This window comes from Streptomyces sp. NBC_01260, assembly GCF_036226405.1.
In the GTDB taxonomy this organism is placed as follows: Bacteria; Actinomycetota; Actinomycetes; order Streptomycetales; family Streptomycetaceae; genus Streptomyces; species Streptomyces laculatispora.
This window is the reverse complement of record NZ_CP108464.1, coordinates 4,097,871-4,114,043: the sequence shown is the minus strand read 5'-3', so window position 1 is coordinate 4,114,043 and position 16,173 is coordinate 4,097,871. Positions and strand designations below refer to the sequence as shown.

Annotated in this window: 13 protein-coding genes; 6 read left to right on the top strand and 7 right to left on the bottom strand. The window is 67.5% G+C overall.

Annotation, left to right across the window (positions count from 1 at the left end):
• Positions 1 to 57: 57 nt before the first annotated feature.
• From gyrA to dnaA, 7 genes are all read right to left on the bottom strand, one after another.
• On the bottom strand, positions 58 to 2,703 hold the full coding sequence (gene gyrA / locus OG322_RS18275) for a DNA gyrase subunit A (RefSeq protein WP_123460431.1): 2,646 nt from the start codon (positions 2,701 to 2,703) through the stop codon (positions 58 to 60).
• 46 nt (positions 2,704 to 2,749) lie between these two features.
• The gene (gene gyrB / locus OG322_RS18270) at positions 2,750 to 4,837 is read right to left on the bottom strand and encodes a DNA topoisomerase (ATP-hydrolyzing) subunit B (protein ID WP_123460432.1); all 2,088 of its coding nucleotides are present in this window, start codon (positions 4,835 to 4,837) and stop codon (positions 2,750 to 2,752) included.
• A gap of 393 nt (positions 4,838 to 5,230) precedes the next feature.
• Positions 5,231 to 5,797: a DUF721 domain-containing protein gene (locus OG322_RS18265; RefSeq protein WP_123462177.1), complete on the bottom strand. Its 567-nt coding sequence runs from the start codon at positions 5,795 to 5,797 to the stop codon at positions 5,231 to 5,233.
• A gap of 26 nt (positions 5,798 to 5,823) precedes the next feature.
• On the bottom strand, positions 5,824 to 6,978 hold the full coding sequence (gene recF, locus OG322_RS18260; RefSeq protein WP_123460433.1) for a DNA replication/repair protein RecF: 1,155 nt from the start codon (positions 6,976 to 6,978) through the stop codon (positions 5,824 to 5,826).
• Positions 6,979 to 7,077: 99 nt separating this feature from the next.
• Positions 7,078 to 7,956 carry a phosphogluconate dehydrogenase (NAD(+)-dependent, decarboxylating) gene (gene gnd / locus OG322_RS18255; RefSeq protein ID WP_123460434.1) on the bottom strand — a complete coding sequence of 293 codons (879 nt, stop codon included), beginning with the start codon at positions 7,954 to 7,956 and terminating at the stop codon, positions 7,078 to 7,080.
• A 131-nt stretch (positions 7,957 to 8,087) separates the two neighbouring features.
• A complete protein-coding gene (gene dnaN, locus OG322_RS18250) occupies positions 8,088 to 9,218 on the bottom strand; it encodes a DNA polymerase III subunit beta (RefSeq protein ID WP_123460435.1) in 1,131 nt (376 codons plus the stop codon).
• 1,108 nt (positions 9,219 to 10,326) lie between these two features.
• Positions 10,327 to 12,123 (bottom strand): chromosomal replication initiator protein DnaA, encoded by a 1,797-nt coding sequence (gene dnaA, locus OG322_RS18245; RefSeq protein WP_123460436.1) that lies wholly within the window; start codon positions 12,121 to 12,123, stop codon positions 10,327 to 10,329.
• Positions 12,124 to 12,504: 381 nt separating this feature from the next.
• On the opposite strand from dnaA, the gene rpmH reads away from it, so the two are divergent.
• The 6 genes from rpmH (at position 12,505) to rsmG (ending at position 16,006) form a co-directional block, all read left to right on the top strand.
• Positions 12,505 to 12,642, top strand: a complete 138-nt coding sequence (gene rpmH, locus OG322_RS18240; protein ID WP_030930485.1) for a 50S ribosomal protein L34 — start codon at positions 12,505 to 12,507, stop codon at positions 12,640 to 12,642.
• 21 nt (positions 12,643 to 12,663) lie between these two features.
• On the top strand, positions 12,664 to 13,035 hold the full coding sequence (rnpA, locus tag OG322_RS18235; RefSeq protein ID WP_123460437.1) for a ribonuclease P protein component: 372 nt from the start codon (positions 12,664 to 12,666) through the stop codon (positions 13,033 to 13,035).
• Entirely contained in the window at positions 13,032 to 13,391 is a 360-nt protein-coding gene (gene yidD, locus OG322_RS18230; RefSeq protein WP_078617610.1) for a membrane protein insertion efficiency factor YidD, read from the top strand. Before rnpA ends, yidD begins: the two co-directional genes overlap by 4 nt.
• 3 nt (positions 13,392 to 13,394) lie before the next feature.
• The gene (gene yidC / locus OG322_RS18225; protein WP_123460438.1) at positions 13,395 to 14,657 is read left to right on the top strand and encodes a membrane protein insertase YidC; all 1,263 of its coding nucleotides are present in this window, start codon (positions 13,395 to 13,397) and stop codon (positions 14,655 to 14,657) included.
• 14 nt (positions 14,658 to 14,671) lie between these two features.
• Positions 14,672 to 15,181 (top strand): Jag family protein, encoded by a 510-nt coding sequence (locus OG322_RS18220; protein ID WP_123460439.1) that lies wholly within the window; start codon positions 14,672 to 14,674, stop codon positions 15,179 to 15,181.
• 108 nt (positions 15,182 to 15,289) lie between these two features.
• Positions 15,290 to 16,006, top strand: a complete 717-nt coding sequence (gene rsmG, locus OG322_RS18215) for a 16S rRNA (guanine(527)-N(7))-methyltransferase RsmG (RefSeq protein ID WP_123460440.1) — start codon at positions 15,290 to 15,292, stop codon at positions 16,004 to 16,006.
• The last annotated feature ends 167 nt before the right edge of the window (positions 16,007 to 16,173 follow it).

The window sequence follows — 16,173 nt, the reverse complement described above, 5'->3', positions numbered from 1 at the left end:
ACCGTTCGCGCCGGCTCCGGAAGCGGCCGAACCGGCGCCCGTGGCTCCACTCACGCTTTACTCCTCGTGCTCCCCGGTCGAGGGCGTCGTGCCCTCGACAGTGCTCTCACCAGTCGCGTCGGCCGTGGTGGCCTCAGCTGTCACTGCCTCGGCCGTCTCGCCGTCGGCGTCGGTGGGACCGTCGACCTCTTCGGCCTCACGACCCGCCTCGGCGTTACGCGCGATCCCGACAACGGCATCACGCTTGCCCAGATTGATCAGTTGGACGCCCATGGTGTCACGGCCCGTCTCCCTGACTTCATTGACTCGCGTACGAATGACACCGCCGCCGAGCGTGATGGCAAGGATCTCATCCGTAGCCTCGACCACCAGCGCACCGACCAGCGAGCCCCGGTCCTCCACGATCTTGGCGGCCTTGATGCCCAGACCGCCGCGACCCTGAACGCGGTACTCGTCGACAGGGGTCCGCTTCGCGTACCCGCCGTCAGTGGCAGTGAACACGAAAGTACCGGGCCTGACGACATTCATCGAGAGGAGTTCGTCTCCCTCGCGGAAACTCATGCCCTTGACGCCCGAGGTGGCACGGCCCATCGGGCGCAGCGCATCGTCCGTCGCAGTGAACCTGATCGACTGGGCCTTCTTGCTGATGAGCAGCAGATCGTCCTCGGACGACACCAGCTCCGCACCGATCAGCTCGTCGTCCGAGCCGTCCGCCGTCTCGCGCAGGTTGATGGCGATGACGCCACCGGAGCGGGGCGAGTCGTAGTCCTTCAGCGCGGTCTTCTTCACGAGACCGCCCTTCGTGGCCAGGATCAGGTACGGCGCCGCGTCGTAGTCGCGGATCGCCAGGATCTGCGCGATCTGCTCGTCCGGCTGGAAGGCCAGCAGGTTGGCCACGTGCTGACCGCGCGCGTCCCGTCCGGCGTCCGGGAGCTCGTAGGCCTTCGCGCGGTAGACGCGGCCCTTGTTGGTGAAGAACAGCAGCCAGTGGTGCGTCGTCGACACGAAGAAGTGGTCGACGATGTCGTCTTCCTTGAGCTTCGTGCCGCGCACGCCCTTGCCGCCGCGCTTCTGCGAGCGGTAGTCGTCCGTCTTCGTGCGCTTCACATAGCCGCCGCGGGAGATCGTGACGACGATGTCCTCCTCGGCGATCAGGTCCTCGATGGACATGTCACCGTCGAAGGGCACCAGCTTGGAGCGCCGGTCGTCGCCGAACTTGTCGACGATCGCCGCCAGCTCCTCGCTGACGATCTGCCGCTGCCGCTCGGGCGACACCAGGATCGCGTTGTACTCGTTGATCTTCGCCTGGAGCTCGTCGTGCTCGGCGGTGATCTTCTGGTGCTCCAGCGCGGCCAGCCGGCGCAGCTGCATCTCCAGGATCGCGTTCGCCTGGATCTCGTCGATCTCCAGCAGGCCCATCAGGCCCTCACGCGCGATCTCCACGGTGTTGCTGCGCCGGATGAGGGCGATGACCTCATCGATCGCGTCCAGGGCCTTGAGCAGGCCGCGCAGGATGTGCGCCCGCTCCTCCGCCTTGCGCAGGCGGAACCGCGTACGCCGGACGATGACCTCGATCTGGTGCGTCACCCAGTGGCGGATGAACGCGTCGATCGACAGGGTGCGCGGCACCCCGTCCACCAGCGCCAGCATGTTGGCGCCGAAGTTGTTCTGCAGATCGGTGTGCTTGTACAGGTTGTTCAGTACGACCTTGGCGACCGCGTCCCGCTTGAGCACGACGACCAGGCGCTGCCCCGTACGCGACGAGGTCTCGTCCCGGACGTCCGCGATCCCGCCGACCTTGCCGTCCTTCACCAGGTCGGCGATCTTCTGCGCGAGGTTGTCGGGGTTGGTCTGGTACGGGAGTTCCGTGACCACCAGGCACTGGCGGTTCTGGATCTCCTCGACCGCCACGACCGCGCGCATCGTGATCGAGCCACGGCCCGTGCGGTACGCGTCCTCGATGCCCTTGCGGCCCACGACGAGTGCGCCGGTCGGGAAGTCCGGGCCCTTGATCCGCTCGAGCAGGGCATCCAGGAGCTCCTCCTGCGAGGCCTCCGGGTGCTCCAGGTACCACTGCGCGCCGGACGCGACCTCGCGCAGGTTGTGCGGCGGGATGTTGGTCGCCATACCGACCGCGATGCCCGCGGAACCGTTGACCAGCAGGTTCGGGAAGCGCGCCGGCAGAACCGTCGGCTCCTGGTTGCGGCCGTCGTAGTTGTCCTGGAAGTCGACGGTCTCCTCGTCGATGTCCCGGACCATCTCCATGGACAGCGGCATCATCTTGCACTCGGTGTACCGCATGGCCGCGGCCGGGTCGTTGCCCGGGGAACCGAAGTTGCCGTTGGAGTCGACCAGCGGCATGCGCATCGACCAGTGCTGCGCCAGGCGCACCAGGGCGTCGTAGATCGAGGAGTCGCCGTGCGGGTGGTACGTACCCATGACGTCACCGACGACACGGGCGCACTTGTAGAAGCCCTTCTCGGGCCGGTAGCCGCCGTCGTACATCGCGTACAGGACCCGGCGGTGGACGGGCTTCAGACCGTCCCGCACGTCGGGCAGCGCACGCGAGACGATGACGGACATCGCGTAGTCGAGGTAGGAGCGCTGCATCTCCGTCTCGAGCCCGACGGGCTCGACACGCATGCCCACACCCACGACGGCGGGTTCCTCTTCGGGTGTCACAGGGGTGTTCTCGTCGGCCATGGTTGGTCAAAGTCCTTTCGCGCTGCGGCTTGCTTGTACGGCCGACTCAGATGTCGAGGAAGCGGACGTCCTTGGCATTGCGCTGGATGAAGGAGCGCCGTGCCTCGACGTCCTCGCCCATCAGCACCGAGAACAGGTCGTCGGCCTGCGCCGCGTCGTCCAGGGTGACCTGGCCCAGCACACGGTGGTCCACGTCCATCGTGGTGATGCGCAGCTCCTCGGCGTTCATCTCGCCGAGGCCCTTGAAGCGCTGGATCGAGTCGTCCTTGATCCGCTTGCCGTTCTGCTTGCCGAGGGCGACCAGGGCGTCGCGCTCACGGTCCGAGTACGCGTACTCGAAGTCGTCCCGGCCCCATTTGATCTTGAACAGCGGCGGGCGCGAGAGGTACACGTGACCGGCCTCGACCAGCGGGCGCATGAAGCGGAACAGGAAGGTCAGCAGCAGGGTGTTGATGTGCTGGCCGTCGACGTCGGCGTCCGCCATCAGAATGATCTTGTGATAGCGGAGCTTCTCGATGTCGAAGTCCTCGTGCACCCCGGTACCGAACGCCGAAATCAGCGCCTGGACCTCGGTGTTCTGAAGGATCTTGTCGATCCGCGCCTTCTCGACGTTCAGGATCTTGCCCCGGATCGGCAGGATGGCCTGGTACATCGGGTTACGGCCGGACTTCGCCGAACCACCGGCCGAGTCACCCTCGACGATGAAGATCTCGCACTTCGTCGGATCGTTGGACTGGCAGTCGCTCAGCTTGCCAGGCAGCGAGGCGCTCTCCAGGAGCCCCTTGCGCCGGGTCAGGTCACGGGCCTTGCGGGCAGCGACCCGGGCCGTGGCGGCCGCGATGCCCTTGCGGATGATGTCGGCCGCCTCGTTCGGGTTGCGGTCGAACCAGTCCGTCAGCTGCTCATGGACCACCTTCTGGACGAAGGTCTTCGCCTCGGTGTTGCCCAGCTTGGTCTTGGTCTGACCCTCGAACTGCGGCTCGCCCAGCTTCACCGAGATGATCGCGGTCAGACCCTCGCGGACGTCCTCGCCGGTGAGGTTGTCGTCCTTCTCGCGCAGCAGCTTCTTGTCCCGCGCGTACCGGTTGACCAGCGAGGTCATCGCCGCACGGAAGCCCTCCTCGTGGGTACCGCCCTCATGCGTGTGGATCGTGTTCGCGAAGGAGTAGACGCTCTCGCTGTACTGCGTGTTCCACTGCATGGCGATCTCGGCCGAGAGGAGTCGCTCCTTGTCCTCGGCCTCGATGTCGATCACCGAATCATGGATGACGTCGCCCTTGCGCGAGTTCAGGTACTTCACGAAGTCGACGATGCCGCCCTCGTAGTGGTACGTGACCGTGCGCGCCTGCTCCTCCTCGGCGACCTCGGCCACCTCGGCGACATCCGCGCCCGCCGTCGCCTTCGCCGACTCACGCTCGTCGGTGAGCTTGATCGTCAGACCCTTGTTGAGGAACGCCATCTCCTGGAAGCGGCGCGACAGGGTCTCGAAGGAGTACTCGGTCGTCTCGAAGATGTCCCCGTCGACCCAGAAGGTGACGGTCGTGCCGGTCTCTTCGGTGGCCTCGTTACGGGCCAGCGGCGCCGTCGGCACACCGAGCTTGTAGTCCTGGGTCCAGCGGTAGCCGTCCCGCCTGACCTCGACCGCGACCCGCGCCGACAGCGCGTTGACCACGGAGACACCGACACCGTGCAGACCGCCGGAGACGGCATAGCCGCCGCCGCCGAACTTGCCGCCGGCGTGCAGCACCGTCAGTACGACCTCGACGGCCGGCTTGCCCTCCGACGGCACGATGTCGACCGGGATGCCCCGGCCGTTGTCGATCACCCGGACCGCGCCGTCGGCGAGGATCGTGACATCGATCGTGTCGGCGTGGCCGGCCAGCGCCTCGTCGACCGAGTTGTCGACGACCTCCTGCACCAGGTGGTGCAGGCCTCGCTCACCGGTCGAGCCGATGTACATGCCGGGCCGCTTGCGGACCGCGTCCAGGCCCTCCAGGACGGTGATCGCGCTGGCGTCGTACGAGGCTGTCACCTCGTTCGAGGCGGAAGCGGCGCCGCTCTCACCGGGGGTGGACGGAATGTTCTCGTTGGGGTTGCCGGAATCGGCCACGAAGCGCCCTTTCTGGCACAGCACAGGCCGTTCTCCGGGCAGGCGGGAGCGGCTGCGTCGTTCGGCTTGTATCGACGAATCCCGCAAGGACGCGGGATTGTCCACCAGTCTACCGGTAGCGCCGACCCGAATGGGGGTTTGCCGGTACCTGAGTCCGCATGTGCCGCCCTGAATGAGCGGCTGACGACTCCCCATATTCGGGAAGGGGCCTCAAGAGGCTCACACGGGCGTTGAGCGCTTCGGCCTGTCAACCTCCCGCTACCGTGAGGGACGCCCGCTCGACGACGTACGGTTTCAACCACCGCACACCCGCACAACACGGAGTCCGCAGGCATCGGGGACAACCGGGGCGCACCTCACCGCGGCGCCCTCCGCCAGAGTCGGCACACTGGCCTCGGAAACGGGTAAAAGGCCAGCTCAGCCGTAGGTGTCGCCCGGCCCCTTGCTCCCCGGAGCGCGCAGCGGACCGAACCTGCGCTGCGGCCCTCCCGGCCCCAGTACCTTGATCATCCGCACGGTGCCGTGCCCCAGATCCGCGTTCAGCCGGGCCACCAGCTGGGGCGCCAGCAGCCGCAGCTGGGTCGCCCACGCCGTCGAATCGCACTGCACCGTCAGCACCCGCTCCGCGGGATCCTCGTCGTAACGCAACGGCACACAATGATTGGCCAGATCATCACCTACGATCTGCGGCCAGCGGCCCATCACACCGCCCACCGCCGCGGGTGCCTCCCAGCCGCGTTCGGTGATCAGCCGGTTGATCGCCGCACCCAGCGGCAGCGGATCGCGGCCGTCCGCCCGCGCCCCGGACCGCAGCCCGCCGCCCCGCCGGGCCTGCTTCTTCTGCTGCGCCGCCGCACCGCGCGCCCGCGCCTGCTCCTTCGCCGCACGCAGGGCCACCCGCGCCAGGTCCACCCCCGAGGGCTCCGGCGGCTTCGCCGCTGCGGAGGACGGTTCGCGCGGTGAGCCGGCCGGCCCCTCCGGCAACGGCTCCGGGCCGTCCGTACGGCCGCTCACAGCCGTTCCACCTCACCGGCCGACACCGCGTACCGCGTACCTGCGAGCACCCCCGGGACGTCGTCGTCCACCGCGGCCGTCACCAGCACCTGCTCACCCGGAGCCACCAGCTCGGCCAGCCGCTCGCGGCGACGCGCGTCCAGTTCGGCGAAGACATCGTCCAGAACCAGCACCGGCTCGTTGCCCTCCGAGCGCAGCAGATCGTACGAGGCCAGCCGCAGGGCCAGCGCGTACGACCACGACTCCCCGTGGCTCGCGTACCCCTTGGCCGGCATTCCCCGCAGCCCCAGCACCAGATCGTCGCGGTGCGGGCCGACCAGCGTCACGCCCCGCTCGATCTCCTGCTTGCGCACCTCGGCCAGGGCCGCGATCAGCTGCGCGTACAGCTCCTCGCGCGTACGGGCGGGGTCCACCCCCACACCCGGTCCCACGCCCACCTCGGCGCCCACCGAGCTGCGGTACTCCAGCGTCACCGGCCCGCCGCCGGGCGCCACGTCCGCGTACGCCTTGTCCGTCAGCGGCTGCATCGTCGCGATCAGATCAAGCCGCTGCGCCAGCAGCTCGGCGCCCACCCGGCCCAGGTGCTGGTCCCATACGTCGAGCGTCGACAGGTCCATCGAACGGCCACCGTGCCTGCGCGCCATCGCCGCCGACTTCAGCAGCGTGTTCCGCTGCTTCAGCACCCGCTCGTAGTCCGATCGCACCCCGGCCATCCGCGGCGAACGTGCCGTGACCAGCTCGTCCAGGAACCGGCGGCGCTCCCCCGGATCGCCCTTGACCAGCGCCAGATCCTCCGGCGCGAACAGCACGGTCCGTACGATGCCGAGCACATCACGGGGTCTGACCTGCGACGATCGATTGATGCGGGCGCGATTGGCCTTACCCGGATTCAGCTCCAGCTCGATCAGCTGCGAGCGCTCGCCCTGGGTGACCGCGGCCCTGATGACAGCCCGCTCCGCCCCCATGCGCACCAGCGGCGCGTCGGAGGAGACCCGGTGGCTGCCGAGCGTCGCGAGATAGCCGACGGCCTCGACCAGATTCGTCTTGCCCTGGCCGTTGGCCCCCACGAACGCGGTGACGCCCGGGTCGAGAGGCACCTCGACCCGGGCGTACGAGCGGAAGTCGGCCAGCGACAGATGCGTGACATGCATGGTGTACGCCGACCTTCCCGGCTTCCTGCTCCGTGCTCCGTAGTGCGGGCGGACGCCCGGTCCGGCCCGCTCCTCGTTGCTGCTGCTTCTTGTTCTCGACTACTTCTTGTTCTCGACCGCGTGGCCACCGAACTGGTTGCGCAGCGCGGCGATCATCTTCATCTGCGGGGAGTCGTCCTGGCGCGAGGCGAACCGGGCGAAGAGCGACGCGGTGATCGCGGGCAGCGGCACCGCGTTGTCGATCGCGGCCTCCACCGTCCACCGGCCCTCACCGGAGTCGGCGGCGAAGCCGCGGAGCTGGTCCAGGTGCTCGTCGTCGTCCAGCGCGTTGACCGCCAGGTCGAGCAGCCAGGAACGGATGACCGTGCCCTCCTGCCAGGAGCGGAAGACCTCGCGCACATCGGTGACGGAGTCGACCTTCTCCAGGAGCTCCCAGCCCTCGGCGTAGGCCTGCATCATGGCGTACTCGATGCCGTTGTGAACCATCTTCGCGAAGTGGCCGGCACCGACCTTGCCCGCGTGGACGGAACCGAAGTCGCCCTCGGGCTTCAGCGCGTCGAAGACCGGCTGGACCTTCGCGACGTGCTCGGCGTCGCCGCCGTACATCAGCGCGTAGCCGTTCTCAAGGCCCCAGACACCGCCGGAGACGCCGCAGTCGACGAAGCCGATGCCCTTGATGCCGAGCTCGACCGCGTGCTTCTCGTCGTCGGTCCAGCGGGAGTTCCCACCGTCCACGACGATGTCACCGGGCGACAGCAGCTCGGCCAGCTCGTCGATCGTGGACTGGGTCGCGGCGCCGGCCGGGACCATCACCCACACGACCCGGGGGCCCTTCAGCTTGCCCACAAGCTCTTCGAGGCTGTGGACATCGGCGACGTCCGGGTTGCGGTCGTAACCGATGACGGTGTGGCCTGCGCGGCGGATGCGCTCGCGCATGTTGCCGCCCATCTTGCCGAGGCCGACGAGACCGAGCTCCATCAGAGATTCCTTAAGCGTTGTGCCGATTCGTACCCAGGACCGAGCCTACGCCCGGCCGGGGACAGGGCGACGGGCATGCTCGGCGCTGAGCGTGCCCGTCGTCGCCTGCCGTGACAGGACCGGTGACCGGATCAGCCGGAGAGGCGGACCGGCATGATCAGGTACTTGTACGCGTCATCCGCCTCGGCATCCACGGCGGCACGGCCGCTGAGCAGCGCGGGCTTGGTGGACGTCGTGAAGGAGAGCTGGGCGACCGGGGAGTCGATCGCGCTCAGACCGTCCAGCAGGAAGGTCGGGTTGAAGGCGATCGAGATGTCGTCGCCCTCCAGGACGGCGTCCACGCGCTCCACAGCCTGTGCGTCGTCGCTGGAACCCGCTTCCAGGATCAGCACACCCTGCTCGAAGCTGAGCCGGACCGGGGTGTTCCGCTCGGCCACCAGCGCGACGCGCTTGACGGCCTCGACGAACGGGGCGGTCTCGATGACCGCGACCGTGTTGAACTCGGTCGGGAAGAGCGTGCGGTACTTCGGCAGATCGCCTTCGAGCAGCCGGGTGGTGGTCCGCCGGCCGGCCCCCTCGAAGCCGATGAGACCCTCACCCGCGCCGGAGCCCGACAGCGCCAGCGTCACCGTGTCGCCGCTGGTGAGCGCCTTGGCGGTGTCCAGCAGCGTCTTGGCGGGCACCAGGGCGACCGCGGAGGCGTCGGCGTTCTCCGGCTTCCAGAGGAACTCGCGGACCGCGAAGCGGTAGCGGTCGGTGGAGGCCAGGGTGACCGTGTCGCCCTCGATCTCGATGCGCACACCGGTGAGGACGGGCAGCGTGTCGTCGCGGCCCGCTGCGATGGCCACCTGGGCGGCCGCCGAGGCGAAGACCTCGCCGGGGACCGTTCCGGTCGCCGTCGGCATCTGCGGCAGCGCGGGGTACTCCTCCACAGGAAGGGTGTGGAGTGTGAATCGCGAGGAGCCGCAGGCCACGGTCGCCCGTACACCGTCTGTGGAAATCTCCACCGGCCGGTTGGGCAGGGCACGGCAGATGTCGGCGAGCAGCCGGCCGGAGACCAGCACCGTGCCGTCCTCCTCGATCTCGGCATCCACCGAGACCCGGGCCGAGACCTCGTAGTCGAAGCTCGAGAAGCTGAGCGCGCCGTCCTCAGCCTTCAGCAGAAGGCCCGCAAGAACGGGCGCCGGCGGCCGGGCCGGGAGGCTACGGGCCACCCAGGCCACAGCCTCCGCGAGTACATCGCGCTCCACCCGGATCTTCACCGGAACCGCCTCCTGCTGTTGCTCGCTCGCCCTGCTGGCCTTCGTCGTCTGGTCGGGTCGCTCCACCGATGAGAGGGGAGGCCGCCGGGGACCAGTCTGACGTACGGCACCGACACTCGGTGCTGCTCGGGGTCAAGTCGCGACAACAGGTTCGGGGAGCTCCGGCGCCGAGTTGTGCACAGGCCCCACTTCGAAGCGGATTCCGAGCTAACTAGAGGTAGTAGTAGTAGTAGGGCCTGTGGAAACCGTGGATAACGTCGTTTCCGCAGGTCAGGCCCTGTTTTTTATCCACCGACCCTGTGGGTGGAACCGGTGGACAACCCGGGGTTTCTGTGGACACCCGAAAGTTCTGCACAACCGGTGCACAGGGCAGGGGGGTTTCTCCCCAGGTCTGTCCCCAGCTTTACCCAGCTTCCCCACAGCCCAACCGACCCTCTTGGTGTGACGCCTTTCACTCGGTGCGGTGAAAGCGGGTGTCACGTTGCCGAACAGTGGACGGAGGTGTGGAGAAGCCGACGGAAGCTGGGGACAAGAAGGCCCTCCCTGTGGGCAGCCGGTGGACAACGATGACGGGCCCCTGTGGACGAAAAACTTGTCCACAGGCTGTGGATCATTGTTGACCACAAATCCCCAGGCCCCTGAGCTGGCCTGATGGAGTATCGACTGCCGTGCCTGTGGAAGCAGTATGGACAACTTTTCAATCCCCAGGCTGTGGAGGGGAGATTGTGCCCAGATCTGTGGAGAACGGCCCCTCCACGGCGGGTATTCGAACAGCCGGGACGGGCCGGAACCCCCGAGAACCCCGCGCACAGCCGACCCGGACCGCTGCCGGAGCCGTTTCGCACCGCTGTCGGAGCCCTTTCGGACCGCTGCCCGAGCGCATGTGGGACCTGCCGGGGCCGCGTGGGAGCCGCTGGGGAGCCGTTTCCGGGTCTCCTCGGGTCTCTCGGGGTCTCTCCTGGGGGCGCTTGCGACCCCGGGCCGCGGCTGCCGGTCAGGTGGCTCCGGCCGCGCCCCGTGGAACTGAGAAGGGCGCTGGGGGACCGGTGGGTCCCCCAGCGCCCTTTCGGTGCCCGGATGCGCGGCTGTGTGACGAGGTGGTGGTCCGTCAGCCGTTCTTGATGCGGTTGGTGAGCTCGGTGACCTGGTTGTAGATGGAGCGCCGCTCCGCCATCAGCGCGCGGATCTTCCGGTCGGCGTGCATCACGGTCGTATGGTCGCGGCCGCCGAACTGAGCGCCGATCTTGGGCAGCGAGAGGTCCGTCAGCTCACGGCACAGGTACATCGCGATCTGGCGTGCCGTCACGAGCACGCGGCTGCGCGAGGATCCGCAGAGGTCCTCCACCGTCAGCCCGAAGTAGTCCGCGGTCGCCGCCATGATGGCCGGCGCGGTGATCTCCGGGGCGGAGTCCTCACCGCCCGGGATCAGGTCCTTCAGCACGATCTCGGTCAGCCCGAGGTCCACCGGCTGGCGGTTGAGGGAGGCGAAGGCAGTCACCCGGATCAGGGCGCCCTCCAGCTCCCGGATGTTGCGTGAGATCCGCGAGGCGATGAACTCCAGCACCTCCGGCGGAGCGTTGAGCTGCTCCTGCACCGCCTTCTTACGGAGGATCGCGATGCGCGTCTCCAGCTCGGGCGGCTGCACATCGGTGGTGAGACCCCACTCGAAACGATTCCGCAGCCGGTCCTCCAGGGTCACCAACTGCTTGGGCGGCCGGTCGGAGGACAGCACGATCTGCTTGTTGGCGTTGTGGAGCGTATTGAAGGTGTGGAAGAACTCCTCCTGCGTCGACTCCTTGCTCGCCAGGAACTGGATGTCGTCGACCAGCAGGATGTCGACATCGCGGTACCGCTTGCGGAAGGTGTCGCCCTTGCCGTCGCGGATCGAGTTGATGAACTCGTTGGTGAACTCCTCCGAGCTCACGTACCGCACCCGGGTGCCCGGGTAGAGGCTGCGGGCGTAGTGCCCGATGGCGTGCAGCAGGTGGGTCTTGCCGAGTCCCGACTCCCCGTAGATGAAGAGCGGGTTGTACGCCTTGGCGGGCGCTTCGGCGACGGCGACGGCCGCGGCGTGAGCGAAGCGGTTCGACGCCCCGATGACGAAGGTGTCGAAGAGGTACTTCGGGTTCAGCCGGGCGTGCGGCTCACCGGGGCCCGGTGCGGGCGCGGGCTGCGCGCCCATCGGCCCCGGTACCCCGCCGGGCCGGCCGGTACCGCCGCCCTGCCGGTGCTGGGGCTCCTGCATGTCGTGGCGCTCGGGCCGCTGGGATTCGTAACCCTGGCGCTCGGGAGGCTGCTGGCGGTAGTCGTGCTGCGGCTGCTGCTGGGAGCGGCCGCCTCCGTAGGGCTCGCGCCAGTGCTCGCCGGAGGTGTCGCGGTCCTGGAATCCGCCGAGCCGGGGCTGCTGCCAGGAGAGGTCCTCCTGGGAACGGGGCCAGGCGCCGGGCTCGGGGCGCTGCTGCTGGTAGTCGGGGTAGGCGGGCCGGGCGGTCGGCATGCCGTCGTCCGAGGGCCGGTGGCCGTATCCGTCGTAGGAGTCGTTGTGCTGCCGCTCGTCGTGCTGCGGTCCCTGGTAGCGGTGCTGCTGCTGGGACTGGTGCATCGGGGGCGCCGGCGGGTTCGGCGGCTCGCCCGCGGAGTCGTCGACCGTGATCGCGATCCGGATCGGGCGGCCGCACTCGCGGCTCAGCGTCTCGCTGATGAGCGGAGCGAGCCGGCCCTCCAGGACCCGCTTGCCCCATTCGTTGGGGACGGCGAGCAGCGCGGTGTCGGCGACCAGGGCGAGCGGCTGGCACCGCTCGATCCACTGTTTGTCCTTCGGCTCGATGCCCTGCTGGCCCTCCCCGAGGAGCTGCTCCAGCACTCGTGGCCACACTGCGGCAAGATCGGCAGGTACGTCAGCCACAAGGCACGCTCTCTCGCTGGTCCCACGAATGTGTGTTTCTCGGGACGGGATGGGTCGGGATGGGTGAGGACCGGCAGGCGGGAAGAAAAAGAACCGGGGTTCAGCCACGGTAGTCAGGCCGACCCGCGCGGTTCAAGTCGTTGTCCACAGGCTGTGCACAATGGAGGCTGCGACAAGGCTGGTTTGACCGGATGGCGTAGCCGCGCGTACCGTGACCAGGTCGAGTTGTCGATGGCTGCTGCCGCCTGCCTCCGATGGGCAAAGATCACGATCTGTGATTGTGAAGCGGTGCACTAGGGCGTTTACGCGAGTCTCTCGTGGGCGCACGGTGACAGCCAGGCGATGTCCCGCCAACACACGAATCATTTCTGGAGCCCCCGAGTGAGCAAGCGCACCTTCCAGCCGAACAACCGTCGTCGCGCGAAGACCCACGGCTTTCGGCTGCGTATGCGCACCCGTGCCGGCCGCGCGATTCTCGCGTCCCGCCGTGGCAAGGGTCGCGCCAACCTGTCCGCCTGATCGCGTACAGGTCGTTATGACGTGCTGCCTACCGAGAATCGGCTGAGGCGGCGCGAGGACTTCGCGACCGCAGTACGACGAGGACGCCGGGCCGGCCGCCCGCTACTCGTCGTCCATCTACGCAGCGGTGAAACGGACCCGCACGTGACTGGGGAGACTGCTCCCCCGCCGCGTGCGGGTTTCGTTGTCAGCAAAGCCGTGGGTGGCGCGGTCGTCCGCACAGCGGTGAAGCGAAGGCTTCGCCATCTGGTCCGAGAACGACTGGCCCTGCTGCCCCCCGGTAGCCTGGTTGTCGTACGCGCGTTGCCCGGAGCGGGCGACGCCGACCATGAACAGCTGGCCCGAGACCTGGACGCCGCCCTTCAGCGGCTACTGGGAGGGGGCGCGCGATGAAGTACCCGCTGCTGGCTCTCATCAAGCTCTACCAGTGGACGATCAGCCCACTTCTCGGGCCTGTCTGCCGTTACTACCCGTCGTGTTCCCACTATGGATATACGGCGATCGACCGGCACGGAGCGATCAAGGGAACGGCGCTGACAGCCTGGCGCATCCTGCGATGCAATCCGTGGTCACCCGGCGGCGTGGATTACGTACCACCACGCAAACGTCCGCGTTGGCACGAACTGCTGCGAGATCTTTTCCGCGGCGGTAAGGGCGGGGACTCCGCCGCTGATGTGCCTCCCGGGGGATCGGCCACCGATCTCCCGAGCTCGGCCGCAGAGACTTCGCCCAATGCTCAAGGAGCCTGATTAGTGGACACGATTGCCAGTCTGTTCAGCTTCATTACATGGCCTGTTTCCTGGGTCATCGTCCAGTTCCACACGTTGTACGGGGCGATCTTCGGCCCCGACACGGGATGGGCCTGGGGTCTGTCCATCGTGTCCCTCGTGGTGCTGATCCGTATCTGTCTTGTTCCGCTGTTCGTCAAGCAGATCAAGTCGACGCGGAACATGCAGGTGCTCCAGCCGAAGATGAAGGCGATCCAGGAGCGCTACAAGAGCGACAAGCAGCGTCAGTCCGAAGAGATGATGAAGCTGTACAAGGAGACGGGTACCAACCCGTTGTCCTCGTGCCTTCCCATCCTGGCGCAGTCGCCGTTCTTCTTCGCCCTGTACCACGTGCTCTCGGCCATCGCGTCGAACAAGAAGATCGGTGTCATCGACCAGTCGCTGCTGGACAGCGCGCGTCAGGCACACATCTTCGGTGCTCCGCTGGCCGCGAAGTTCATGGACAGCGCGGACAAGGTCAGTGCGCTCGGCGCCTCCCTGGTGGATGTCCGGGTCGTCACCGCGGTCATGATCGTGATGATGTCGGCCTCGCAGTTCTTCACGCAGCGCCAGCTGATGACGAAGAACGTGGACCTGACGGTCAAGACGCCGTACATGCAGCAGCAGAAGATGCTGATGTACATCTTCCCGCTGATCTTCGCCGTCATGGGTATCAACTTCCCCGTCGGTGTCCTCGTCTACTGGCTGACCACCAACGTCTGGACCATGGGTCAGCAGATGTACGTGATCAACCAGAACCCGACGCCGGGCAGCAAGGCGCAGGACCAGTACCTGGGACGTCTGCTGAAGAGCATCACCACCCACGGTGAGGTGCGCGGCAGGACCAAGCGCAATACGGTCAAGCGGATCGTGTCCAAGGGCCCGGACCGCAATGACATCGAGCGGAAGTTCATCACGGGACTGGCCAAGCTCGGCCTCGCCGCCCAGGAGGACGGCACGGTGGAGAAGAGCGATACCGCCGTGGCCGACGCCGAGGGCGGCGCCGCGCAGCGGCGTCAGCAGCCCAAGCGCCAGACCAAGGCGCAGCGTCACACCGGTGCAGGTCAGCAGAGCGGGGCCAAGGACACCGACTCCAGTGAGTCGGAGCCCACGACCTCTCTGCAGAAGAAAGCGCCGCAGGACGACAAGCCCAAGCCGGCGGGCAAGCCCGCGTCCGGCTCCTCACGCCAAGCCAAGTCCGGACAGCGCAAGGGCCCGCAGCGGCCCAAGCACCCGTCCAAGAAGTAAGAAGGAGTCCATCCGTGACGGAAGGCACCACCTCCACGGCCGCTGAGGGAAGCGACACCTTGACCCGCCTTGAGCAGGAAGGGGAGATCGCAGCGGACTACCTTGAGGGCCTGCTCGACATCGCCGATCTCGACGGCGACATCGACATGGACGTCGAGGCTGATCGGGCCGCGGTCTCGATCATCAGCGAGTCGGCACGTGAACTGCAGAAGCTCGTGGGCCGCGACGGTGAGGTGCTGGAGGCGCTCCAGGAGCTGACGCGGCTGGCCGTGCACCGGGAGACCGGTGACCGGAGCCGTCTGATGCTCGACATCGGGGGTTTCCGGGCGCAGAAGCGCACGGAGCTTGCCGAGCTGGGTGCCAAGGCCGCGGACGAGGTCAAGAACTCCGGTGAGCCGGTGAAGCTGGATCCGATGACGCCGTTCGAGCGCAAGGTCGTGCACGACGCGGTTGCGGCCGCGGGTCTGCGCAGCGAATCGGAGGGCGAGGAGCCGCAGCGCTTCGTCGTCGTCCTTCCGGCCTGACCGGCCCTTCTCCTGTCGGCCCCGTCTGTTCGCAGACGGGGCCGATCTTTGTCAGCCTGATAGTCAGCCACCCATGGTGCGGTAGTGCGGTATGGAAGGACGGTTCCCGTGACGGAGGAAGTAGAGCTTCCCCAGGCGCCCGAAGAGGCCCGGGAGGTATTCGGTGAGTGCTTTCCTGAGGCCGTCCGATACGCCGAACTGCTGGCCGATGCGGGGGTCAAGCGAGGGTTGATCGGTCCGCGCGAGGTGCCGCGGCTGTGGGAGAGGCACCTGCTGAACTGTGCGGTGCTCTCCGAGGTCGTCCCCGACGGCGTCACGGTCTGCGATGTGGGCTCGGGTGCCGGGCTTCCGGGGATTCCGCTGGCGCTCGTGCGGCCGGATCTGAAGATCACCCTGCTTGAGCCGTTGCTGCGGCGGACGAATTTCCTCCAGGAGGTCGTCGAGCTCCTGGGCCTGGATCATGTGACGGTCGTCCGTGGCCGGGCCGAGGAGGTCCTGGGGACGCTTCAGCCGGTCCATGTGGTGACGGCTCGGGCGGTGGCTCCGCTGGACCGCTTGGCGGGCTGGGGAGTGCCGCTGCTTCGCCCGTACGGCGAGATGCTGGCACTCAAGGGCGATACCGCCGAGGAAGAGATCAACGGCGCGAGGGCGGCCCTGAGCAAGCTCGGAGTGCTGGAGACCGAGGTGCTGCATGTGGGCGAGGGTGTCGTTGATCCGCTGTCCACCGTGGTGCGTGTGGTGGTGGGCGAGAGTCCGGGTGGTGTGAGGTTCGCCGCAAAGAGAGCCAAGGCCGCGAGGGTCAGCCGGACGCGCCGTCGTCGCTGACTCATCCGGTTGCGTTGCGTACATGACCGTTACGCACCGTTTAGCGCGTGTATTGGTGATGCTTCGCGCGGGGAGGCGTACCTACCCCGCGCGGAGTGTCGTGCCCCTGTAGCTACGCTGCAGGGGCATCGTGTTTCACGTGAAACGTCGCTCTCTGCTGCATGGAA

Excerpts from the sequence above, each read along its gene's own strand:
- gyrA (WP_123460431.1), bottom strand. The coding sequence starts at position 2,703 with ATGGCCGACGAGAACACCCCTGTGACACCCGAAGAGGAACCCGCCGTC.
- recF (WP_123460433.1), bottom strand. The coding sequence starts at position 6,978 with ATGCATGTCACGCATCTGTCGCTGGCCGACTTCCGCTCGTACGCCCGG.
- gnd (WP_123460434.1), bottom strand. The coding sequence starts at position 7,956 with ATGGAGCTCGGTCTCGTCGGCCTCGGCAAGATGGGCGGCAACATGCGC.
- yidD (WP_078617610.1), top strand. The coding sequence starts at position 13,032 with ATGAAGTACCCGCTGCTGGCTCTCATCAAGCTCTACCAGTGGACGATC.